Here is a 23,933-nt window from a genome sequence, read left to right as displayed (position 1 = left end):
ATCGCCCATGTGCTGATGCAGGTAGGCAAAGGCCGCATCCATTACCAAACTGCCGTATTGCAGTTCGGTAATATCAAGCAGTTGCATAACCTTTTGGCGCGTTACCTGCTGTATGGTTAGTTGGCGTTTAACGTGGCTCATTTTTTAGTAATTAGTAGTTAGTATCAAGACGGGTTACATAATTTAACTGGCGGGTCCCAATTAGGCGCTATTTCGCACTGTTTGGCAATAGCTATGCTATAGATGTAATGCATTTGATACATTTTAGTCCATTGCTTTTTTAGCTTCCTCGATAGTCTGAAATTTCTATCGGGATAAACGGTTATATCTCTCACGCTGCTTCCTCCTGATCTTCTGCCTCCAATAGAGTGGCTTTTTTCTTTTGGGCCTTAACGCTGCTTTTAACCCGGCGCATGGTGTAGTTACCGTCGGTAGTTATACTGTCGTTTATGATGGCGTAGGCTTGGTTAAGGCCGGTTATACCGTTAGCCTTAATAACATCTAATAAGTCCTGTTCATTAGGCGCGGTGAGCAGTACCCATTTGATATTAAAGCGGTCAAAAAAGGTATTCCAGTTGGCTGTTTGTCGGACTATGCAGCCATCAGATATTTTTTTGAGTACCGAGGTGCCTAACACCACAAAAGGGCATATATCTTCAAGGCGGTTAAACATGTCAACTATCTGCGATACGATAGCGGTTAAAAACTTGCTGTGTACTCGCTCTATCTCGTCAATAATCATCACCGGGCTTTCCAGGCGTGAAACCACATCAACCACCTGCAAAAAAATGTCGTGCAAATTGTAACTGCTGGGTTCGTGGCCCAATGATTTTAGGATATCGCCATAAAACGAACGTACAGTCATCACCTCCACACATTTAACCACAATTACATTTTGATGCGTGGCTGCATAACGGTTTAGCGTATGCGTTTTTCCGCTACCTGGGTGGCATAGTATAGCCCGGCAGTTAACACCCAAACGGGCATTATCAAACAGCGCTGTTAATTCGATGGTTGGGCGTGTGTCAACATGATTCCAAACATCGTCAAGCCTTAAGCCTACGCCTGCCGCTATTTTGCGCCATGTGGCATCGCTTACTTTGTCAGCTTTATTATTAAGTATTTGGCTGATGTAAGCATGTGATACACCCAATGGCTTTTCGGCCTTTTTACCGCTGCCAATGTGCTTTACATATTTGGCTAACTCGGTTCTAATTTGTTCTTTTGTACTTAATTCCATTTTAATTAGCTTTTAATTGGTTTTTGAGCCGGGTACTGTGAGGGTCCCGGCTTTTTGTTATACTTTGTCGTAAATAGTTGCTTTTGTTGACTGCGGCTTGCGGGTAGTTTTCTCAATCGTTACCGCCTCAATCTCAACATCGTTATATCCGCTGATAACCTTTTGTGCCTGGTGATTAACCGCTTTAGTTAGCACACCGGCCTGCATCAGGCTTTGCGCGTCAATATCTGCACGTTGCTGGCGTTCGCTTCTTTCGGTTACCGCATCAATAAGCTTTTTGGTAATGGTGCGTTTCTCTTCCAGTCGTTCGTGCAGGCGTTCACCGTCGCCGGGTTTCATATCTGCTATGGCCGATGGCTGGTACTTGTAGGCATCGGCCACAAAGCGGATACCTTTATGATCTGTTACAAGCACCTGGCTCATATCGGCAGGGTCGTACATGATTTCTACCGATTTATTGTTGTGCTGCGGGAATAAGCTGGCCGGTATATCAAAACTGTATTTGATATTATTAAGCTGAAAGTTTAAGCCATTAACCTTTAAGCGGGCAGGCTCTTTGGGTTGATGCTTAACGCCCATTATTTCGAGTTTGCGCTCGTTGGTAATAGCACGACCCTTGCAAAACACACTGCTGTTGAATAATTGAAGCCATTGTTGTTGGCGGGTGCTGCCGTCGTCCATAACCGTGTGCCTTAAGGCATTTATAGCCATTTCAATTACGGCGGGTATATGCTTTTTGTCGGGGAAATATGCACTCCTTTTCTGTAATGCGTCGGGGTTTGGCCTTGCATTAGCGCCACGGGCCGTAATATTGGCACCGCTATAGTTAGGGAACACTTTGAGTATTTTATGCAGTGGCTTACCAAAAACACGCTCTATATACTTGCTTTGTGCTACAGATGCCGTAAAGTGCGTGGTTTCGCCACCCATTTTAAAGTAAGTAGCCAATTCGCCTTTTAACGCCGGGTCAATAGCCCACTTATCAGTTTTCATTTGTCCCCAAATGTGTGGCTGGCCGGTTATCTCAATAATGTGTTCCATTGCATTGCGGCATGCAGCTTTAATAAGGTCGATTGTAACAGTTTCGCCTATCGCATAACCCAGCGGGTAGTCGTTAAGGGCGTCTATAATCACATACATAACCGGGCGGTTATACCTGTTTTTGGTGACAGGGTCAATAAAAAATAAATCCAGTACGTTATCGTCACCATTTACCAGCATCAGCGGGGCCGTTGGGCGGCTCTGTTTTATCTGCATGCTGTATTTATTGTATGCTGCGGCCTTGCCTTCGCGGGCCATTATTACTTCGTGATAGTTGGTACGGCGGCGGTACCCTACAGCCTGCGCCGTAATGGTTTTGCGGCCGTTTTCAAGCGCCCAATTATTATAAGCCTCTTTAATAGAAGTATCGTCGTGTTTATTATCAAGCGCGATTAAATCCATCAGCGTATCTTCCGCTACCTGATCTTTTACCTTTTTGCTGTTATCATTTGCGAACCTGAAAGCTTCAATAAGCACCTCAAAACCGCCTGTTTTGTACGCGTTAACGCGTTCCCTTAACCGCTTTTGATTGGTTGGCAGAGCCACGTTTTCAGCCTTAATTACATCCGCAACTATCTCCCAAAACGACACCATATTAATATTAAAGTCACGTTTTAAAGCTAATTTGTCGGTTGTATAGTGGTTTATGCCATCCAAATACGTTGCCGCTTTGGTATACTTATCGCGGTACTCTTCGGGCAGGTTTAAACCGCTTGGCAGCTTATAACCCTTGTTATTGGTGTTATTATAAAAATCGAATGCTTTTTTGTTCCAGTTGATGTTTACCCACTCGGTTAAAGGCTGTTTTACAATGTATTTGTAAGGGTCGCCGTACTTTTCAACTACTGCCTTTTTGTAATCACCCGGCAGGGCTTCATAATCGATATATACCCCGGAACCATTACCACCACGGCCATAAACTACTATACGGCCACGCGAACGCGCCTTATCGTAATTGGGCTTAGTCATAAATTCAGGCACAAATTCCTCAAACGTGAGGCAAAGGTTATTTGAATCGTGGAATATCATTTTGTTAGTTAGGATGTTACAAGCCCCGGCCTCGAACCGGGGGGGCTGCCTGTCTGTAAGGGGTTATTATTGACCTATAATGGTGTTAACTATGGGGGGTATTATAGCGCCTAATCCAAAAAGCGTTATTGCTATAATTACAAATTGGATAGCTGTAATTTGATTGTTGATTGCAGCGTGTGGGATTGTTTTGATTTCTTTAATTAGCTTTTTCATGATTTTGAATTTTGAGGGTTAGGAAATTAGTTTTTGGATTTCAATAATAGCGCTGCTTAGTTTGTAAATAGCCGGTTCGGTAAACCTTGACTTCGTATTTTCCTGCATAGCGTCCAATTGTTTCAATTGCTCTTCAAGATTGTTCTTTATTGCTCTTAGGTCTCCAACAAAGCCTTTTTTAATGAGGCTGGTTATTTTTAGTGTCGGTGTCGATTTCGGAAAGTTTTTCTTTGCAATTTCCTTTGCTGCTTTGGTTAGTGCTTTCATGTTTGTGAGGGTTATTGTGAGGGTGTTTGTTTTTTTCCGCTGATGATCTCTGATACAGCTTGTACCAATACCTGCTGACCTTCCACTATGAGTTCGGTGCAGTATTTAATTAGCTGGGCGTTTTCGCTTTTGTCGTTACGATCACCGGTGTTAACTTTTTTAACCAGGCTTGCCGAAGTATCTGTAATAGCGGCGATTAGTTTAGCAGTTGGTCGTGGTAACACCAGGTTTGCACAATTTTTGGTACAAGTGGTTTTTTTATTTTTATCTTCGGTCATGTTTGTGTTACTTTGTTGACACAAACTTAGACATATATCTAATAAATACAAATTATGTTAGACAAAAATCCCATAATTTCTTAAATATGGAGCCTAACCGACCGATTGACAGGCTGTTAATTTATCTTGATACCAAACGAATTTCGCCTTTTAAGGCCGAAAATGAGTTGGGTATTAGTAATGGGTACATCAAAAATGCCTTAAAACGGGACGGAAGTATAGGAAGTCAGATTTTAGAGAAGATTGTAAACGCATACTTAGACATAAGTCTAAGTTGGTTAGTTACCGGCGGCGGCGAAATGCTGATAACTGGTAAAACATATGCAGATACCCCCGCCGTAGATATACACCTTAATGACGAAAAAGGGGAGTACACAACAATTACCCCCGCAGTCACAGGTAGAGGTAAAGACAAGAAAATACAAAAAAGTGTCCACCCAACTGTCCACCCAACTGCATTTTTAAGCCCTAAAATTGTAACTGTCGACAAATCGGGAAAAGAGAATATAGTGTATGTACCCGTTAAGGCTGCGGCCGGTTATCTGCTCGGTTTTGGTGATCCGGCGTACATAGAAACCCTGCCGTCGTTCTCCCTGCCGGGGCTTACAAATAGCACCTACCGCGCCTTTGAAGTAGACGGCGACAGTATGTTTCCAACGCTCGAAAATAAAGAAATGGTGATTGGTCAGTGGGTAGAAAAGTTGGAGTTTATTAGAGAGGATCGGGTACACATCATAGTAACTAAAAACCGTGGCGTTATAGTTAAAAGACTGTTGAACAGGATAGAAAAGTACGGTTACATCATAGCCAAATCAGATGCCATTGATAACCGTAACCTATTCCCAAATATTGAAATAGCACCCGATGAAGTTGTGGAAATATGGTATGCCGTATGGCACGGAAGTTTTAATTTTAAGTCCCCTACAGAACTTTACAAAAAGGTCAACAACCTGGAAGCTGATTTAACCGAGGTGTTACGGGTATTAAAAGCCAACAAGCTTTTACCCAAATAGTAGTAACCCCTTTAAATACCTTTAAATTTTCTTTTAAAATGGAAGGTAAATAGTAGCATATGGAACAAGTCGTTTTTATTCGACAATTCAAAAAGTGCCTTAATCGTACAAAAAACGGACTTTTTTATAATCTCATTTGGTACAAGTGGTTTTAACCCCCTTACTTTATACCGACGCATTTTCAGAACGCTGGCTACTTTACCGGATACTGGACAGCTTCTTCCCCGGTGATAATGTTAAGTATACCGGTTCACAGATGAAGGACAGCGGGCTCAATGCAGAGCCGGATTACTACGCCAGGAGGGATGAACACATGTATTTGTTCGAGTCAAAGGACATCCTGATCAATGCGGCTGTTAAGGAACAGTATGATTTCAGCCTGTTGGAGGCTGAGTTTAAAAAAAAACTATATTTCGAAGAGAAGGGTGGCCGCCGTTCCAATAAAGCAGTATTGCAGCTCATGGGCAACATTGGGCGTGCGCTCACCCTGCAATTTCCTTTTGACACAGCCTATGAACCGCAGACCATTAAAATTTATCCTGTATTGGTGCTTCATGACCATTCCTTCCGGGTACCGGGATTGAACCATCTCGTTAATAGCTGGTTTATCGATGAATTAGACAAACTCGCGGCAAAAGGATTCCCTACAGGCCGTGTCCGGAACCTCACAATTATCGACATGGATACATTGATCTACCGGCAAGACATATTTCGCGCAGAAAACCTTAACCTTGGTGAAACGATCAGCGATTATCATCAATATGTTTTATTACCGCGCAGATTGAACGAAACTGATAGCCGTACTGCCGGTCAAATCATGAATAATAAGTCTATTGCTTTTGGCACCTGGTTTGCAGGCCGAGTGGACAGAACCAGCTTGAACAAGCCTCCAGAAATGCTCGACGCAATGACTAAAATCATTTTCAATTCGGGGAATATGATTTGATCAGCACATCGTAAGCAAAGAGCGCCTTTTTTGTTGGTATTACGGGTTCGTAGGCAAGTGTGCGCCTCTAAGATTGTTGCACAGGTCCCTTTTCAAGGGTATCAAAAAATTGTCGGACAAAGTTATTTACCGCATGATCAACCATTGCAATTGTTGGATAAATTGATCCAATCGTAAATCGTTTAGTGTATCCATTATATCCATAACCTATTTCATCGTCAAATTCTTGTTCCCACCCTATCCTAATAAGCTCATCGGTCATGAAGGACTACATAACCTTTCTGGCGAAATTGATGAACTTCAGGCGGCTAGGACAATCCTTATTCATAAGCTCAATATTTGGTCCTATGAAGAAGAAGAACGGATTTTTACGACCGAAGGCTTCTACATACCCGTAGAAGTCGTGCAAGTAATCACCGGTCGGGTCATGAGTTCACAAGACTTTTCAATGGTCAGGGAACTGATCCAACGGATAAATCCAGCCATCCAAATCGTTCGCGCCGAAGATATCATGGAAGAAATATGATTGATACTCTACATCATTATAGAGAAAAGCACTGATCGATAAAGAAATCGCGGAACTGTTGCCACTGATGCGCCCGGTTTTTCAAATGAGCCACAAGTAGAATGACCTACAAGGAAATTGCCGAGGAATTACGTCCATAGGAAGCACCAGTTAAGAAACACTGGTGCTTTGAAAGTGCTGCGGGTAAAATTGGGGTACTGGTTACCGGCTGCTGCTGATTCACTATTGATCACAAAAACCGATATCCCGGCAAATATAATCTTGCATTTTGGTTACCGGCAACTTGTTTTTGTTGGATAATACCGCTTGGATAAAGGCGTTACAGCGGGCGAGGTCGAACACGCCGGTTTGAAGTGCACGGCACAAAAAATCCATGGTGGTCAGATAGTCAATCCGGTGCATTTTGCAATAACTGGCGATATCCTTTAAGTTACTGCTGGCCAATATATTTTCCGAATGCCGAGCTACTGCCATACAGGCGCTTTCTCCATCGCCTTTAAGCATTAATTTTTTGATATGGGCGTATTCCTTTTTTATCTCGGTATGGTCTTCCGGAAAATCGATCACCGTAATAATCTTCATATTCAACAGGTTTTCGACATATTGTTTGCGCTGCGGAAAACGGGCTAGTTCAGCATAAACTTTATCAAGTATATGGATCGGATTTGTGAAAATACCGCCTAGCGATAGGATCTCACCGGCATAGATGAAATGAGATACCACGTCGGCGTCGATAAGAATGACCCGATGTTTATTGCTCTTCGCCGCCATTTTCGAGGTTTTCAAGTTCGGTCACATTCATCCCCAAGTCAAGCAATAAGGAAAAGTAGTTACTTTCCGATATATCACCTTTTTCAAACAGACTTCGCGCCAGCGCGCCATAATCACCGATGACCAGATTGTCATTGCCAGGTTTATAGAGTTCGGTACTGTAACCAAATTCCAGCGCACTGCGCATGACCTGGCCGGCGTATTGCAGGCGCAACTCTTCGTCGATCAATTTCAAACCTTTCAGCCGGTACAGCAATGCGGCGCGAGACGAACAAAAAAAGTGTTCGATCTTTAAGATTGTTGGCATGGTGATTTTGTTTTTACCGAACTCGTGATCGGGAATCAGAGATTTGACGCCCTGTTCCGGCAGGAGCAGGTAAGAGGCGAACATGTCGGCATTATATTCTTCTCGGTCGGTTTTTAAATAAACCCCGGTTTCGCAAACGCGGGAGGTGAAATTTTCCTGGATATACAAATGATAGAGCTCATGGCAAATGGTGAAATGCTGGCTACCGCAGCTTTTTGCGCTGTTGACCAGAATAAAACGGTCGGTCGTTGTTCCATCATGGGTCTTCAGTGCCATACCAGACATATTTCCGCTCAAGGGTTTGAAAACCGTCATCACATCCAGTTTGTACAGCAAGCTTTTTAGCGGCATGGCCTCATTGAGGCTGATGCCGCAGCGGTAACGGAATTCATTCGCCCGTTTTTCCAGTACTTCATCCATTGGCGATGTGCTTTTTCATTTTCAAATAGTTCATGACGATCTTTCGGAAATCAGCGATATGGTTGAGGTCGGCTTCATTCAAAAAGTCAGCCCGGAACGCAAAAGCTACGTTAGCCTGGGCATTATCAGCAGCTTCTTCATACAGATCGTATTCATCGATACCAAATAATTTGGCAGCCTTAGCCAACACACCGGAAGGCATGTTACGTTTTCCGTTTTCATAATAGTTGACTTCAACGCGGCTTATATCGAGATAGGTTGCTAAATTCTCTTGGGTGAGGTTCAACTTTTCTCTGAAGCGGCGCAGATTAGCGCCTATGATTTCGTTTTGATCCATGGTTGTTGTTGGGTGGGAATGGTGTTACAAACATAGCAAAATTTAATTATTACTACAAATATGTAACATAAAAATTTTCAGCCGCGCTTAAAACGCATGCTGTTTGTATCATTCTTTCCATACCTTCGCCGCTTTGTTCCTGGAAAATGATGTTGACATTAAATACTATGACCGCCCGGATCAACTGGAAAAACAGAAAGAGAACATCGCGGAAAAACACCATAGAATGCAGTTTGCGACGGCCATGTAGTAAGCCGAATAAAGGATAACTGAACATTATCGAATAAATACATCGGCTGTATTCATCCGCTACAGCTTGCCAGAATACCTAAATCCTCACTTTGTTCAGCATTTAATTTAAGGCGAGATTATTGGTTTTATTATTGAAACTCAAAAAGCGACGGTGAACATAAGTGCGAATCGCCACGTCTAATTAATTGCTATTGGACTCTCATCACTACCAAGTCCGATACTAATCCGAGAATATTAATGCCAGTATATATTGCAGCAATTAACATTAATGGTTACTTTTACATAAGTCATTAGGAATCAAACGATATCAAATTATTTGTGAAAACTTCGGGAGTTCTCGCGAATCCAAATTTGTAAATTATTGAAAATAAGGATAGTACTAAACTCCGTTCGAGTCCCGTCCATTATTCCGCCAAAAGGGTATCAAAACCCTCTTAAACCGCTTAAATCAATGATTTAAGCGGTTTTTTTATGTCAAATCCGCACGTTGCAGACCAACAATTAATTAGCATAGGGTTGCGATGTACGTTATCGCTGAGTATAATTTTAGAGATGATTTTAAATTCGAATTCTCAGTTACCCCCTCGTTAAGATCGTTTCGTTGCAATATCAATAGTTTGAAATGCTATGGGTTACATAGCTTTGCGATATTCATGGATAAAATTCGCCTGTAATTTTCCGGAATGTTTAAAGTATCATATATACGATCAGATAGCTCATAGAAAAGCATGCTTTCAGAACCTATTCCAGGTTGCATTAGCAGAATTCGGCATAAGCTTTTCCATTCAAAAAGCCAATCATTTGTTTTGTGATCATTAGTCCACACTTCCTTTTCAATACTTCGAAACACTTCTATATTTTCAACCGTGTTCCAGTCCATCAACTCTTCCGAATGTCCTTCTTTAGAAATTACGGAAGGTTGAATTGCAGAAAGGAATTCGGCAACTTTACTACAAAATGTTTTTGCGTTAGCCGGTACCGGTGCAATAGACCTGATTAATGTAAGCAATAAAAAAAGGATTACGGTGATTGTATTTTCAGTGTCGATTTGCTCATCACTTAAACAAGCCAGGTAAATCTGCGTCAGAACACTGTCGACCTCACAGACTTTATCGGCTAAAACAATTACTGGAGCACCATCTTGTCCCGGAAAAACATCATAATGCACGGAATTTGAGGGAAAATCCATAAATAGATTCCGGGCGGGGCCTTCTGTCTTTTTGAAAGCTGGATATAGCATTAGGAAGCGATGTATGTCCCTCTGAAATAAGGTGGCCAGTAAACGCAGTTGCTGGTGATGTTCAACAGTGGGTGATACCGATATCCTGACATGATCTCCCCTTTGCCGGCCAAATTTTATAGCCAGCTTTACAGATATATCCGCTTCTTTGCACGCGGATATAAATCCTGGAATAAATTCTTTTAATAAAATATGCCAGTTGGACCTTGGATAAAAAACGTAGGCAAGAAACTTATTCATCTAAATATCATGACAGGCTAATAGAGTGGTTTACATTGAAATTTTTATAAACTGATGCATGGCCAAACCCGTTTGGATTGACTGTGAGGCAATTGTTTTCGTTGTTTAAGATCCATTTGTTTTTATTTGTTTGTTCGCAAAAAAACTGGATAATTTCGTCAACTAGCGCACTTGATGTTTTTACCTTTTCATATTTTATGGAACCGCCTTTCAACATGCCTGGAAAAATGGAGGAGGGCGATTCTTTCAAGGAATCTGACAATATTCCTTTATGATATAGGTTGATTTCCTTACCCGTGTGTATCCATTCTCCTTCAAGTAATTCATTGTTCTCCCTGGTTACCATAGGATTTCTAAAAGGTTTAAATATGAACGATGAATTAATGCCGTTGCTGTTTATTAAGTTTGCCTTAATAAAATTACCGTTATTTAAAAGAAACAACACTGTAGAACTTGAAGGCGTAAGTTGGCTCAGATAACAGTGTTCCAGCTGGTTTCTTAAAAACTCGTTGGCAACACGTTCAGATTTAGAATGGGAGATTGCATTAAGATATTTGTTCTCTTTGATATGTATATTAGTAAGCCCCTTGCGTTCCATACGGCTGATCAAATCATAATCTTCAAACCCATAATCAGCCATTTTTTCGTCATAGCCCCCCAAGCTGAGAAAGTCACCCCGCCTCATGATCACCCGCCCGGTAACGTCGGGATGAAGCGAACTGGATAAAAAAATGTTTTCTTGCCGGTTAAATTCTTCATTGATATATGCTGAAAATCCTTTACCGGTATAATTATCCGCGTCAAGATTACAAACGATTTCACCTTTGGCTAAACGGAACGCAATATTGCGTGAGTGACTGCGATGAAAGTATTTGGGTGCAGGGTTTTTGTAATAAATTAGTTTTTTTCTTTCTATTTCCTTCTTGAAATGGGCTTGAATATACTCATCCAGGCCGTCGCCGGAATTATAATTAAGTAAAATGAATTCGGTAGGACTATATGCTTCATTATCCTTAATGTTTTGCAAAAGTGTTTTTTGAATATGGTGTAACCTGTTCATGCATACAATGCAAAATGATATTTGATAGTGCTTCATGATTAGTTCGGGTTAATTTATTGACAGAGGCTAAAAAAGTAAAATTATCTCAGGCAGAGAGCATCAGCGCCAGATTTTCTTGCAGTAAAGGAATATCTATCTGGAAATCTCCGAAGAAATAGTCGTCGTCCGCAGACGTTTTACACGTCTGGTGGTAATAATTAAAATTTAGTGCTTCGGCCTCATACCAAAAAACAAAACTTGGTCTGTCCAACTCATTCGTCCGGGTTTTGTGAAGCTCCAGAATAGAGGAGCCTTCTTTCATAAACAGCATATTGGTTAAGCCGGAACCATGAATGGAAACCAGGTATTTCGCGTTGGCGTAAATGGCTATCTGCTCCAGAAAAGTATAGTTTTCATTCGCAAGCAGCGAAAAACCATGACTTAATAAAACCTTTTCAACTTCCTGTTCGTTGGTTACGTGCTTTCGTGCAGCTTGTTTGCGGGTTAAATAAATTTTATCACCTAAATTGATTTCTATTTGTTTTTCCCGTAGTACGTAGTTTAGATAGAAATCTCTTACCTGCCTTACCTGTTTGTAATTATAGGAATCTGCAATTGGTTTTATTTGCGGCAAACATAAATTTTCAATCAAAAGACTTTTGCGTGACGGGATAAAATAAATTTTATCAATTTTGAAAGGCTCGAGAGATCCCATAATGAAATCTGTGTTTCGGTAAGATTCCGGTAATACCAGTATCATCTCTCCGATCTTGTTCCGTATGGTCCAAAGCCTGAAGATTGATTCAAGCAACCAGTGATAATAATTAAACCAGGGATGATGGATGACCAGGTATTTAACCGGTCCGTTTAAAACAATTAATTCATTTTCATCGTCTTGTGTGCGCTGGAAATAAGCTCTCGCCTCTGTCAGGTAATCTTCCAGCTGGCCGGGATAATCATGGTGACTTTCCTTGATCAGGCCATTGTTATTGATGCACAGTCCTGTGTGTGTTACGAAAATATTTTTCAGGTTTTTAGTCCTAAGGCTTCTCAGTGGGTAAACAAGATAGGGCTCAAATAATATGAGGTTTTCTTGTTTAATATTAATGGGCAGGTTAACAGTGATATACCTGTTCTGGCTGTAAGATATGGTGTCAATAATCATATGATGGTGATCTAAATAATAAACTTGTCGTGATGCTGTTATTTAGTGAAATTTGTTCCGTTTTTTATTCTGATAAGAATTTGGATTTTTCCTATATGTTGAGGTTAGTGTCTTGGGCTAGATATCATACTGCAACTTTATTCAGAAGACCAGCCTTGCGGCAATTTTTCCTGGATTTCAATTTTTTCAAAATCTTTACTTGCCCGCGCCCCAACGGTAGTTGCCCATGCCGCCATTTTTGAGATGCCTGCTTTTAAACTTAGTCCGGGACGCATCTCAAAAATTGCTGTGGCTTTGGCATGGCTGCTGTGCGCATGAACTACTTCTTTCCGTGCTGCCAGGTGAACGATCTCTGGTTGCTTACCAAATTCTTCCGCTACCATACTTGCCAGTTCATTAACAGTGTAGGCATGGTCTGCTCCGATGTTAAAGACCTGGTTATATGCCTCTTTGATATTTACACTGTTCGCAATATAGGGCGCCACATCATCAATATAGCTGAATGCACGGGTCTGTTGTCCGTCGCCAAAGACAGTCAGTGGCTTTTTTCGAAGGATTTGATTCATGAAGATGCCGATAACATTACGGTATTTATCCCCAATATTTTGATTTTCTCCGTATACGTTATGCGGACGGAAAATAATGTAATTTAAATTGAACATTTTATTTGCTGCCTTTAGGTCCATTTCTACGGCATATTTCGCTATGCCGTAAGGGTCTTCCGGATGTGGAACCATGTTCTCGGTCAGAGGTAGCTGGCCAGCTCCATACACAGCGATAGATGATGTAAATACAAAGCATTTTATTTTGAAAATGATGGATAGGTTGATCAGGTTGACAGACCCGATTAGGTTGTTATTGTAATTAAACCTGCGGACAAAATGTGACAGGCCTTCTGCAGCGTAGGCGGCCAAGTGGAAAACATAGTCAAATTTATAATCAGCAAATATTTTTTGCAAAAGCTGAAGGTCATTAACTGAACCTTCAATAAATTCAGCCCCGAATGGAATGTGATCTCTGAAACCTCCGCTCAGATCGTCCAGAATAATAACTCTGTGCCCAAGATTTAAACAATGTAATGCGGTATGTGATCCTATAAATCCGGCGCCGCCGGTTACTAATGACGTTATCATATTTTTAATTAGGTTAGGTTCGTTGTTATCATAATTTTGCACTGGCCCGTATTAATCAGTTAAATGAAAAAGCATTTTGAACATACTCTGATCATTCCCGTCGAATCTGCAATTTCCAACCATTCCTTCCTTCAGAAGAATCTTCCTGCCGATGGATGTAGCCGAGGTAGCTTTCATGACCAGTATGACCGATGCTGTTGCATCCCGTGCCTCAAATCGCTCTCCGGCGGGATAAATAAGGGCCGAAACATTGCCATATGTTTTTTCGGGGTAACTGGCCAGGCTTACTTTAACAGTTTTTGCTTTGAAAATTTCCAATATTTCCTGCTGTTTTAGTTTTACGATGCCGAAGGCCTGGTCCTTCGTCGTATTTAAATTTTTGGCCGAATAGGTTAAATTTAGCGGGTCACGATAGGTGATGACTACTCCTGCGGATGTGGTACTGGGTACCTTTATAAAACACATCAACACCATCATAAAGACGATCACCCAGAAAATCACCAACAACACGTTTCTGATCGTATGTGTTGGCGGAGGACTAAAGGTTTCATTTACATCATGGATGTGAAAATCGATCTGGCTAATTTCTTCTTTTTTCATTTTACGATTACTCCCCCAGCTCTAACTGATCTTTAACTAGGTTATAATAGACACTTTTGTTACGAATTAAAGCTTCATGCCTGCCTTCTTCAATAATTACGCCTTTTTCCAACACGACGATCTTATCTGCTTTTTTGACTGTGCTTAACCGGTGAGCAATGATAATGACGGTTTTACCGGTAAATAATTGCTGTAAATTCTTCATGATCACCGTTTCGTTGGTTGCATCCAGTGCGTTGGTGGCTTCATCAAAAAAAAACAGGTTTGGGTTTTTATAAACACTCCTGGCAATCAGGAGTCGCTGTTTCTGTCCTTGGCTCAGGCCGCTTCCATCCATCCCGACGACAGAATTATAAGACAAAGGGAGGCTTTCCACATAATCCTGAATATTAGCAATTTTAGCTGCGTATACCAACCGTTGATAGTCTATCTCATCGTACCCGAGCGCTATGTTTTTTGCGATGGAATCAGAAAAAATATATCCGTCCTGCATGACCACACCGCAATGACTTCTCCAGCGCTTATGACTTATGCAGTTGAGATTTGTGGTGTCACAAAGAATTGCTCCATTATCAGGATCATAGAATTTCAATAATAATTTTAGCAAAGTAGTTTTTCCGCTGCCGCTCATGCCTACTATTGCTGTAGTTTTACCGTTTGGAATAACCAGATTGATGTTTTTGAGTACAGGCCTGTTACTGGTGCCAGGGTAGGAAAAGTTGACATTGTCAAGAATAATATCCTCTTTATCAAAATCGATTTCCAGTAGCCCGGAATTTTTTGATTCCTCGTCTTTAATCGTTTCGATCTCTGCAAGCCTTTCAAGACTGAGTTTTGCCTCCTGGTAAGAAAGCATAAATTGAGATATTTGATCAATAGGACCGTTCAACTGGCCGATGATGTACTGAATAGCAAGCATTGCGCCTAACGTGATTTTATTTTCTACAACAGACGTTGCGGCTAGATAGGTTATTAAAATATTTTTGCTTTCATTGATGATGCCACCGCCGGCCGTCTGGTACTGCCCAAAAGCAAGTATTTGCATGTTTAACCGAAAAATGCTTGCCTGGAGCTTTTCCCAATCCCATCTTTTATTGCGCTCGGAATTATTGACCTTGATCTCCTGCATTCCGGATACCATCTGAATAATATGATCGTGATTTTTACTTACAAGCTTGAAATGTTTGGTGTCCAGGGTTTTCTTGCGCTTTATAAAAAGTGCTATCCACAAAAGATATAGTATACTTCCCAAAAGAAATACGATAAAGATCAGTCCATTGTATTGAATGAGAACGATGGAGAAAATTAGCAGGTTAAGTAAGGCAAATAAAGCATAAGTGGAGGAACCGGTCAGGAAATGTTCGATCCGTGATTGATCCTGCGTTCGCTGCAGGATGTCGCCAATTTTTTTGGTGTCAAAAAAACTCAAGGGAAGCCGAAGCAACTTGTAAAGAAAATTAGAAATGATCGTCAAATTGATCCTCGAGGTAATATGTAACAGTATCCAGGTTCGTACAAGGTCCACAGAGGCCCGGCTCAAAAACAAAACAAGCTGCGCTACAAGTATAATGGTGATAAAGTTTATGTTCTTGGAGTTAATACCCTTGTCAACAATGCTTTGGGTCAAAAACGGAAGGGTTATCTGTAAAGCGCTTGCAAAGAGTATAGCGACCAATAATTGCAGCAACAGTTTTTTATAATGTAAAAAATAGCCAAAAAGGCGGGTCAGGTGCTTTTGGTCAACAGGTTCGTCCTCTTCCTGGTAAAATTCATCTTTTGGCTCCAGTAATAGACACAGCCCCTCCCGCTTACCCGAGTTAGCAGCGATGATCCATCCATTAAGAAAATCCTCTTCACTGTGAACCAATAAACCATGTGCCGGATCGGCAACATAAACATTACCTCTTTTGATCTTATAGACCACAACAAAATGTTTTTGCTGCCAGAATACGATGCAGGGAAGCAAAGCGTCTTTTAATTGCTCCAATGTAAGGCGTGCGCCCAGGGTATCGAAACCAATATTTTCTGCGGCCTGACTAATCCCAAGAAGACTAACGCCCTGGCGATTGATATTACATTTCTCCCGCAACGTGGAAATTGAATAGTTTTTGCCATAATGCTTTGCGACCATTCTGACACACGCAGGGCCGCAATCTTTTTCATCAAACTGCAGGTAGGATGTAAAGGCCATGTTGTGTTATTCTGATTTTACTGGTGAGGTATCCCCAACGGCACTCAACTCAAATGCGTCGCTAAGCTGTTCTATCGCATGCAGTTTGTCGTGCTGCACCAGGGCGGAATTAAAAAAAATAAACTCGTCAACGCCACTGATTTCTTGCATCTCGTTTACTCTTTCCAAAAATAAGGATGGGGGGCCAATGAGATAATTCGGTTCGGTAAGTAAATGTCCCGCATTTTTCGCATTGATAATTGCTTTTATGCGTTTATCATCTTTATGGCAGATTCCCTCAAATGCGATTGCAATTGAAGGCCTTTCGTGGTGTTTTTCAAAAAAATCATCACTGTAGGCCTGAAACTTTTCTTTATTTAGTTCAATATGCTTTTCGCCTAACGTTATGTGAAACGTGGACAGGCAAAAGTTATTCCGGCACTTGACTGCAAGATTCAAATTGTAATAGGACCTGCCTAATGACCAAACTTCAGGAATAGTTCCTTTGTAGGGGGGGACGATCAGACCGTTCTGCAAATTGACGCTTTCATGATGAAGAATATGGTAAAGTTCCTCCTGTTTTGCATTAAAACAGTTTTTTAAGGCTTGAAGATCTTTATGGTCCTCGCTGGATAACAGAGCTTGAGCAATATTGACCGCGGCCAGGCCGCGCGCCAGGCCGAGATCGATTCGTTCTTCAAACAAATTATGGAGCAGTTTAAATGACAGGGCAACCCGGTAAGCTGAATGGACACTGAGTAGTATGCCCGCAGCGCCTACCCTGATATCGTTGGTCATCCCGGCAATTATGGGAATAAGTACTTCGGGGTTATACCAGGGCCGTACCAGGTCATAGTGTTCTGCAAGCCAAAACCTTGAAAAGCCAAGATTGTCGGCTTCTCTGGCATATTCAATGACATTTTTAATCGTTGCCAACTCATGCTCCATAGCGGGAGCGTCGCCAAACTCCAAAAGGCCAATTTTAATGGGATTTTTCATGCTGGGATCGATTTGTTAATAGACTTATATTTTTGAAGGTTTATGAAATAATATTTCTCCAGCATGCAATACACCACAAATTCATGCAATCGCTGTTTGGAGGTAAAAAAGCGATTAAGAAACATATGCAAGTAACTTTGAAGGATGATATAGGATTGTCGCTTGTCTACCGAGTTTTTAAGCTTAACCAATGCAGACTGAATCTTTGCGTCCCTTTTACGCAGAATTTCATCCGTTGCTTTATTACCGGTAGAAACCGTCATTATCTGAAATATCCGCTTTTCATTCTCCTTGAATTTTCGGTTAACGACATTTTTAATTTTTTCTGAGTAATCAAATTCTGTTAGGAAACCATTTCGAATCTCTGTCATATAAACATGTTTCTGCTGAAGTGTAAAAGAAAAGCTATCCAAATAGCCATCAATGCTTTTTAATGCAATAAGCCAGGAGTCGTTCACCTGGGTGATGCCGGAAGTATTTGCAATGATCTTCATGCATGCCTGGCTGTCATAAAAAAATATGTCCTCAGTGTTCTCTATATTACTTAACCCATATCGTTCTATTTCACGTTCGTAAGAATCGAGTTGGATTTTCCAGATCAGGCCGCTTTCAATGTAAGGTTGTAATGCGGAGTTGAGTTGAGCAATAATGGATCCTAAAGCAGCGCTTTCCTGTAGATGCAGCCTTATTTTTAAATGAGGTTTGGGGTCAAGGTACCTGAGGAAAAACCATTTTGTTATTTTATTGACAACGAGTAGGTTATCTATAATAGGCTGAATGCACTCGGTCAGGATTCGGTTCGTAGACTTATGACTGACATATATCTTGAAATAAAGCCAGTTGTCTCCGGGAACGAATATTCGGTCTGCTATTAAATTATTAACACTGCCTGTGACTGGCCAGTCTACATTGACGGATGCGTTGTTTTTAAAAGAAAAAATGAACTGATTGGTGAAAAACGGTTTTTTGTTGCTTTCAAGCAAGACCTTTTGGCCTTTAAAGAATGATTCTATAATTCTGACGGTTTTCTTTTGCTTCAACTCCGTTACAAACAGCTTTATCGAATTTTCATCATCTAAATTAAGTAGCAGCTCATTGTCATGTTCGGCCATCAGGATGTATTGCGGCAGTTCATGAACTGAGCGAAATTCGCTAAATTTAGAAAATAGCTTATCCGGGGAGCAATTTTTGATGCCGCTTAAATCCTTTTCAGCAAAGTTCCATGTCTTCGGCAGCAGAACGGCATTTTTGTATCTGATTCGCGGGGTACATGTTGTGAGGCTGTTCACAACACCCAGGTTGATATATACAGACGGCAGCCTGTTTTGTAGCTGCAGGTCGCATAAAAACTGGTAAACCGGCAACGCGTTTTTCTCATAATTGTGGGCGGTTGACAACCTGGGAATGATTTCCTTATTATGTTTTCCTGACCGTAAAATCAGTCTTTCATTTTTAATGGAAATAAAAAGATCGTTGATATCAATCTGTTCAGAAATGTCCACAGTGGATTTAGCAAGGTAGGGGATCTCCATTTCACGCACTACCGGCCTGGAAAGTATGTTTCCTATTCTGGATTCAGGCAGATGGACGATCTCTGCGATCAATTTGCCCGAATAGATTTGCTTTTCAAATTCCGTAATTTCGTTTACAAGGTTCAGGATAGCCGCATCGTTGTGGCAAAATCTTCCTAAAAGATTGGCGGCGCTGCTTCCACCGCAATTATAAAAGTAGATGGAATGACCTTTTTCTCTTTCATTTTTATCCAGGGATATCATGGCAGAAAACGTGGCGGGCAGCTCAGTAGCTTTATTTTCCAGCAGCGTAAGGTCCTCCTGCCGAATGATAATTTCGTCCCGGCCCTCTTTAACGGCATCCAGATATTTAAATAACCAAAAGGACTGGATCGGCGTCATCTTAAATTCAGCCGGTTTTGCCGGCTTCTTAAATGCAGATTCAAAACCTTCTATGAAAGGGGTATAATCGAACTGTTCCAAAGCATCTGTTTTGTAGCCAATCCCAATATCGGTATCCAGCGCTTCAACTAATTTGATCTCACGCTCCTCGTATCTTTCATAAAAAGCATCCCTGAATCGCGATAGCGTAACTGGTGCGTGTCTTTCTGTAAAGTAGCTTAATACATTTATTGCTTCAAGTACATCGTCTGCAGTTGCTTTATCCACCAGGTTATTGCCAACAGATTTTACAAGATCTGTTTGAAAAATGTACTCCTTTTCAAATTTGGTTCCGAGGCTTTCCAATTGGCTCATAATAGAAATATAATCCTGAACATCGTTACCTGTACCGTTTTGGTCAAGCTGATTTAAGAGTGCCAATACCTTATCCAGGCAGATTACTATATTGTTGAGGCGTGAAAAGAGTGCTTTGTTTTTAACACGCCCCAAAATTGTTTTCAGATTTTTTACCAATACCTTGTCAAATTCCTCTCCAGTAACCGTAGGTTCAAGTTCACTAACCAGGACCTGGGCAGTAATCAGTTCGTTTATAAATTCTACCGCTTCGTCCCTATCTATTTCTGGTGACACCAGGCAGGTTGTAAGTTCAAAAATAGTAGCCCCTTTTTTACAAAACCTAAGTACCGTTGTCAGATATTCACTATTATCAACGGCAACCAGGTTGTGATTGCGCCTCTTGTTGATAAACTCATACTCAACAAACCTTACCTTATCGAAATTTTCGTAAATGGAATTATTGGGAAAGTATTTTAATTCGTACCGGATTTCCGGGTCAATCGATATGTCATTGACAAGCGCAGTCAGGTAATTCATGTCCAGCCGGGTATGCCTGCTGTGTTCATTTGTTTTAGCGGCACTTTCATTTTCCAGGTCAGCAATAATACCTGTACCGCAGCCGGCGAACAATCCAAAAGGGGTACACCTGTTGCTCATTCTTAAATAGTATTTCAGTAGTGAAATATGGAGCCTCTCTACTTTTTTCGGATCTGACTCTGCGCCGTTGATCCATTTTTCAAATGCGTTGTACAAATTTGGCGAAGCAAGAAAAATGGCTTCTTTAAAGAACGGATCAAGAAACAGCTCCGTAAATAAAACATTCAGATCCTTGTTCTGTATTTCCTGGATCTTTTTGAAGGGCCATGATGGTGACCGATGGGTAAATTGACCAAAATAGCTCAGCGTGGTGTTAGGTATCATGTTTTACGCAGCGTTAGTTATTGTTCAAGGCATGGCATAAGCGATAGTTCCTCACCTATTAAATTCAATGTTTCTTTTCTTTTCCCAGGTTCATCAGCGATATCGATAAAAATAAATTCTTCGGTACCATAATTTTCCGCCAGCTCATTCAATTTGTCTGCAAACTGGCTGGGGGAACCATAAACATAGCAGCTTGCATTTTTTTCAAAAGGCAAATAATAAGGGTTGTTTTTTAATAATGTCTTGAATTCCGATTCGGCACTTTGGGCACTTTCAGCACAATACCCCGCAATAGCCAGGTTAACCATTGGTTTCTTGCCGTACAGATCTTCAAATTTGTTTTTGTAAGCGTACAGTTTTTCCTTTTCGAAAGAAATGTTGGCCTTTTCATGAAATAATGACCTGGAATAATTCATCTCATTATCAAGCGCCTGGTTTAAGCCATTATTTGAAATGCTAAGGCCCCAGAGATTCGGCAAATCTCCCTTGTAAGGCGGCAGAATAATATTCCTGCCGGCGTACTCTTCTTCGTTTTTAAGGATACTTATGGTTTCTAACATCCGGTCGGTAAATAAATTTGCCCCCTCATCATTCATGTAACCACCAAGAAGCAGGGGAATTACATTTTTTTCGCCTGGTGTACCTTTTGCAAAGCCGAGATCAATTCTTCCCGGAAATAAATTGCTGAGCATTTTAAAACTCAGCGCCACGCGGTAGGGGCAGTGATACCTGATCAGTAATCCGGCGACTCCTACCGAAATATTATTTGTCATTCCGGCCAAAAGGGGAATCAGCGGTTCGGGGTTCTGCCATGCTGTATCTGCCGACACTGTGTAATGCTCGCCAAGCCAGAACCTGGAATATCCAAGACGGTCAGCTTCACACGCGTAGGCAAAAATATCGTCAATTTTTGAAAGGGTATTCAGTTTTTTCCTGACGCCAAATTCCAGTAAACCAAGTTTTAGTGATTTCATATCTTACAGTAAAAATATTTTATTCCAATTTTTATACAGGCTTTTGTCCTTACTTGCCAGCAAGGAAAGTATTGGGCCTGCCAAACCTTCCAGTATGCCATAATTGTTGGCAAAATGGTTGGTGAGCAGGTCATGGTTCAGGTATTCAACAGTCTTTTCATTCCAATAATGAAAAGCTTTTTCATAGCAGGAACGACCGCTCAGATTATAGAGGATACGGTAATAGGTGGCTAATCCCGAACTACCATGACAAAAGTGAGAATTGATTACAAGCGTGCTCTCTGACGTCATGCGTTCTGAAGCCACAGCCCCCAGGTTATCAGCCAGTGTCATATAGGATTTATTTTCAAATAGCATTCCTGCCCGGTATAATACATGAACAATATTGAGATCGCCGTAACACCATGCCAGGCGATTGCCGAAGTTCCATTTTTGATTATGGGTTGTAATGGAATAGGGATACCTGGAACAACTCAGGCTATCATTAGCCCCGTTTCCGAGCAACAATAGGTAATTGATTACGCTATCAGCAACAGCGGGAATAAGATCATTGCATATGCCACGTTCATAAAGATTTAACAACACCAGCAAAAACCCGCAGTTGCCATGTGATAGACTAATATTTACCTGTTTCTCTTCGAAAAGTGGGAGGTCGTTCAGGAAATAATATGGCCCTTCCTCTGGGATTGCCGCTAATAATTTACGTGTTAATTTGTTGGCAAGGCGGTACGCTGAAGAACCCGCCGGCATACTTCCGAGGAACTGTAATAAACCAAACAGCCCGTAAAAAAGATCCAGGACGTTATTTTCAAGCCAGGTATCTCCCATCTTTTCAAAAACCGGACAAAGTTCATCAACCGTTTCCAGGATGTCCGGATCAATCATGTCTTCCTCTGTCAGTATAATAAGTACCATACCCAGTCCGGATAACCCTTCGGCAAAAGAGGAATTCGAAGAAAAGAAATTTGAATGACTATTGATTATCGAGAACGATTCTTCGATCAAATCGTTCATTCTGTCAAAATGTTTTTGTTCTCCTGAATATTTAAATAAGTATAAATAATATAGGATCAAACCCGTTTTTCCACCATACAGGCCGTAATTGACACTTGCATCAGAAAAGTTATCATCAAAATGAACGATGGCCGCAGTTAACACTGGATCTGTGACTGTTGCTTCCATGGCTATCTGAAATTGTAAAACTTTAAAAATGAACTATCAGCACCTGGAACCGAGGCATAAATGAGAGCTATGCCAATACCAATAATACCCCCTGTAAACGAGAAATTATTACTGGGAATGGTTTGATTATAGACGAATTCATAGCCTGATGTCGTGTTTTCGGGTATTTTTTCTCCAAGTGCTATCGTTGTTTCCAGCCAATATTCAGCCGCTTGCATCAAAGCAGGCTCTTCCGATATCTCGAAAAGGAAACGGAAAAATGCCATCAGTCCTGCGGAACCGGTCTCCATTCCGGCGTGCTTGATTTTTGTCTCTTCATTGAGCTTGCGCCTTGAAGCACATTTCTTTAACAGTTCTAAAGCTGCTGCTTTTCGGGTGTCGTCGCTAAGCGCTGCTGCCGAACGATATAAGGTGTAGATAATACCTAAATCTCCATACGTAATATACAGCGGTGTCCGGTAAGTGCTGGCATCCAGCATATCGGGAAAACAACAGCCCATCATTTGATAGTCTTGCTCTTTTGACCAAAGAAAATCGGAGAACATTTTGATTAGCGGCCTTTCTTCTGCGCCTGATGACCACTGGTTAGTTTCCAAAAGATTTATCAGAAACATCAGTACTCCGGCAAGCCCATGGCTGATTCCCAGAAATTTTTTAATCGTATACGAATTAATTTCAGGAAGCGTGACCCGGTCTATCCCTTCCTTAAATTCATCTTTCAATTTTTGCAGCAGTTCCATCAAAAAAACAGATACAATTGGGTTTGACGCAAAACGATCAAGAAAATAATTGCCACAGGCAATAGCACCGTAGTGAGGGTCATAGTTTCTGGTGGCAAGAGTATCTTTGAATTGTTCTATTATTAATTTATCAGTGAGCTCTAAATATTCCCCGGATTGTATTGCAAGCTCGTCTGATTCGTGTAGGTAACATAAAAGCTTTCCATATTCACAAAGTTCCATCACGTAATAATCGGATGCATACCCGGAACATAACATGCGATTTACCGCATCCAGATTAGTTTTTACGGCGTCAAGGTTTGTCGCATTTTTGCCAAAATATCTGTATAAATAATAATGGTACAACATTTTTCCTGCCAGCCCCTGTAAAACACCCGGTCCGGTAAATACATTACCTGCACGTTCTGTATCTTTTATAATTTGCTCTACTTTTGGCGCAATATTCATAGTAAGATTAATGGGTTTGGTTTATTTGCAGTAAAAAAATCAAAGTAAGACTATAGAAAGTTTGAATAATTTCAATCAGAATAAAGATAAGATTTTAAGCGGACCGGCAGCCTGGTTAAATACTGTAAAATGGCCCGGCGGCGAATTGCCGCCGGGCAGCAGGTGCTATATTCAATAGCGAACAATTGTAT

General features: G+C 41.2%; 23 protein-coding genes. 4 read left to right on the top strand and 19 right to left on the bottom strand.

From position 1 onward, the window contains the following. Positions 1-331: 331 nt before the first annotated feature. The 5 genes from Q0R88_RS10080 to Q0R88_RS10060 form a co-directional block, all read right to left on the bottom strand. Entirely contained in the window at positions 332-1,240 is a 909-nt protein-coding gene (locus tag Q0R88_RS10080; RefSeq protein WP_295715655.1) for an ATP-binding protein, read from the bottom strand. Positions 1,241-1,297: 57 nt separating this feature from the next. Then, positions 1,298-3,310 carry a Mu transposase C-terminal domain-containing protein gene (locus tag Q0R88_RS10075; protein WP_295715653.1) on the bottom strand — a complete coding sequence of 671 codons (2,013 nt, stop codon included), beginning with the start codon at positions 3,308-3,310 and terminating at the stop codon, positions 1,298-1,300. Between the two features lie 66 nt (positions 3,311-3,376). Then, positions 3,377-3,526: a hypothetical protein gene (locus Q0R88_RS10070; RefSeq protein WP_295715651.1), complete on the bottom strand. Its 150-nt coding sequence runs from the start codon at positions 3,524-3,526 to the stop codon at positions 3,377-3,379. An 18-nt stretch (positions 3,527-3,544) separates the two neighbouring features. Beyond that, the gene (locus Q0R88_RS10065; protein ID WP_295715649.1) at positions 3,545-3,793 is read right to left on the bottom strand and encodes a hypothetical protein; all 249 of its coding nucleotides are present in this window, start codon (positions 3,791-3,793) and stop codon (positions 3,545-3,547) included. Between the two features lie 11 nt (positions 3,794-3,804). Next, positions 3,805-4,071, bottom strand: a complete 267-nt coding sequence (locus tag Q0R88_RS10060) for a hypothetical protein (RefSeq protein ID WP_295715647.1) — start codon at positions 4,069-4,071, stop codon at positions 3,805-3,807. A gap of 86 nt (positions 4,072-4,157) precedes the next feature. Here Q0R88_RS10060 and Q0R88_RS10055 point away from each other — a divergent pair, with 86 nt between their 5' ends. The 3 genes from Q0R88_RS10055 to Q0R88_RS10045 all read left to right on the top strand — a co-directional run bounded on the left by Q0R88_RS10055 (position 4,158) and on the right by Q0R88_RS10045 (position 6,556). Then, the gene (locus tag Q0R88_RS10055) at positions 4,158-5,084 is read left to right on the top strand and encodes a S24 family peptidase (protein WP_295715645.1); all 927 of its coding nucleotides are present in this window, start codon (positions 4,158-4,160) and stop codon (positions 5,082-5,084) included. 136 nt (positions 5,085-5,220) lie between these two features. Further along, the gene (locus tag Q0R88_RS10050) at positions 5,221-6,030 is read left to right on the top strand and encodes a hypothetical protein (protein ID WP_295715643.1); all 810 of its coding nucleotides are present in this window, start codon (positions 5,221-5,223) and stop codon (positions 6,028-6,030) included. 226 nt (positions 6,031-6,256) lie between these two features. Continuing rightward, complete coding sequence (locus Q0R88_RS10045) at positions 6,257-6,556, top strand: hypothetical protein (RefSeq protein ID WP_295715641.1); 300 nt, start codon at positions 6,257-6,259, stop codon at positions 6,554-6,556. A 222-nt stretch (positions 6,557-6,778) separates the two neighbouring features. Here the strand turns inward: Q0R88_RS10045 and Q0R88_RS10040 are convergent, their stop codons facing one another. Genes Q0R88_RS10040 through Q0R88_RS10030 form a run of 3 tightly spaced genes read right to left on the bottom strand, consistent with a single transcriptional unit; the run spans position 6,779 to position 8,391 of the window. Continuing rightward, positions 6,779-7,327, bottom strand: a complete 549-nt coding sequence (locus Q0R88_RS10040; protein ID WP_295715639.1) for a hypothetical protein — start codon at positions 7,325-7,327, stop codon at positions 6,779-6,781. After that, positions 7,308-8,054, bottom strand: a complete 747-nt coding sequence (locus Q0R88_RS10035; RefSeq protein ID WP_295715638.1) for an ImmA/IrrE family metallo-endopeptidase — start codon at positions 8,052-8,054, stop codon at positions 7,308-7,310. Before Q0R88_RS10035 ends, Q0R88_RS10040 begins: the two co-directional genes overlap by 20 nt. After that, positions 8,047-8,391, bottom strand: a complete 345-nt coding sequence (locus tag Q0R88_RS10030; protein WP_295715636.1) for a helix-turn-helix transcriptional regulator — start codon at positions 8,389-8,391, stop codon at positions 8,047-8,049. The genes Q0R88_RS10035 and Q0R88_RS10030 overlap by 8 nt, the downstream gene beginning before the upstream one ends. Positions 8,392-8,494: 103 nt before the next feature. Between Q0R88_RS10030 and Q0R88_RS10025 the strand changes: the two genes are divergently transcribed. Further along, on the top strand, positions 8,495-8,641 hold the full coding sequence (locus Q0R88_RS10025) for a hypothetical protein (RefSeq protein ID WP_295715634.1): 147 nt from the start codon (positions 8,495-8,497) through the stop codon (positions 8,639-8,641). Between the two features lie 627 nt (positions 8,642-9,268). On the opposite strand, the gene Q0R88_RS10020 is transcribed toward Q0R88_RS10025, so the two are convergent. The 11 genes from Q0R88_RS10020 to Q0R88_RS09970 all read right to left on the bottom strand — a co-directional run bounded on the left by Q0R88_RS10020 (position 9,269) and on the right by Q0R88_RS09970 (position 23,742). Then, positions 9,269-10,123: a hypothetical protein gene (locus Q0R88_RS10020; protein WP_295715632.1), complete on the bottom strand. Its 855-nt coding sequence runs from the start codon at positions 10,121-10,123 to the stop codon at positions 9,269-9,271. A gap of 7 nt (positions 10,124-10,130) precedes the next feature. Continuing rightward, entirely contained in the window at positions 10,131-11,219 is a 1,089-nt protein-coding gene (locus Q0R88_RS10015; protein WP_295715630.1) for a glycosyltransferase family A protein, read from the bottom strand. 49 nt (positions 11,220-11,268) lie between these two features. Continuing rightward, positions 11,269-12,327, bottom strand: a complete 1,059-nt coding sequence (locus Q0R88_RS10010; RefSeq protein WP_295715627.1) for a glycosyltransferase family 61 protein — start codon at positions 12,325-12,327, stop codon at positions 11,269-11,271. 137 nt (positions 12,328-12,464) lie between these two features. Beyond that, on the bottom strand, positions 12,465-13,460 hold the full coding sequence (locus Q0R88_RS10005; protein WP_295715625.1) for an NAD-dependent epimerase/dehydratase family protein: 996 nt from the start codon (positions 13,458-13,460) through the stop codon (positions 12,465-12,467). Positions 13,461-13,511: 51 nt separating this feature from the next. Next, entirely contained in the window at positions 13,512-14,060 is a 549-nt protein-coding gene (locus Q0R88_RS10000) for a hypothetical protein (protein WP_295715623.1), read from the bottom strand. A 7-nt stretch (positions 14,061-14,067) separates the two neighbouring features. Further along, entirely contained in the window at positions 14,068-16,251 is a 2,184-nt protein-coding gene (locus tag Q0R88_RS09995) for a peptidase domain-containing ABC transporter (protein ID WP_295715620.1), read from the bottom strand. Positions 16,252-16,257: 6 nt separating this feature from the next. Continuing rightward, the gene (locus Q0R88_RS09990; RefSeq protein ID WP_295715618.1) at positions 16,258-17,229 is read right to left on the bottom strand and encodes an LLM class flavin-dependent oxidoreductase; all 972 of its coding nucleotides are present in this window, start codon (positions 17,227-17,229) and stop codon (positions 16,258-16,260) included. Further along, positions 17,226-20,399: a lantibiotic dehydratase gene (locus Q0R88_RS09985; protein WP_295715616.1), complete on the bottom strand. Its 3,174-nt coding sequence runs from the start codon at positions 20,397-20,399 to the stop codon at positions 17,226-17,228. The genes Q0R88_RS09990 and Q0R88_RS09985 overlap by 4 nt, the downstream gene beginning before the upstream one ends. Before the next feature lie 17 nt (positions 20,400-20,416). After that, on the bottom strand, positions 20,417-21,373 hold the full coding sequence (locus Q0R88_RS09980; RefSeq protein WP_295715614.1) for an LLM class flavin-dependent oxidoreductase: 957 nt from the start codon (positions 21,371-21,373) through the stop codon (positions 20,417-20,419). A 3-nt stretch (positions 21,374-21,376) separates the two neighbouring features. Continuing rightward, entirely contained in the window at positions 21,377-22,555 is a 1,179-nt protein-coding gene (locus tag Q0R88_RS09975) for a lanthionine synthetase LanC family protein (protein WP_295715611.1), read from the bottom strand. 2 nt (positions 22,556-22,557) lie between these two features. Further along, positions 22,558-23,742, bottom strand: coding sequence for a lanthionine synthetase LanC family protein (locus Q0R88_RS09970; protein ID WP_295715609.1), 1,185 nt, complete (start codon positions 23,740-23,742; stop codon positions 22,558-22,560). Positions 23,743-23,933: the final 191 nt, after the last annotated feature.

The sequence above is a fragment of the Mucilaginibacter sp. genome, from assembly GCF_025362475.1.
GTDB lineage: Bacteria > Bacteroidota > Bacteroidia > Sphingobacteriales > Sphingobacteriaceae > Mucilaginibacter.
The sequence above is the reverse complement of the archived record's forward strand: the minus strand, read 5'-3'. Positions and strand labels throughout refer to the sequence as shown.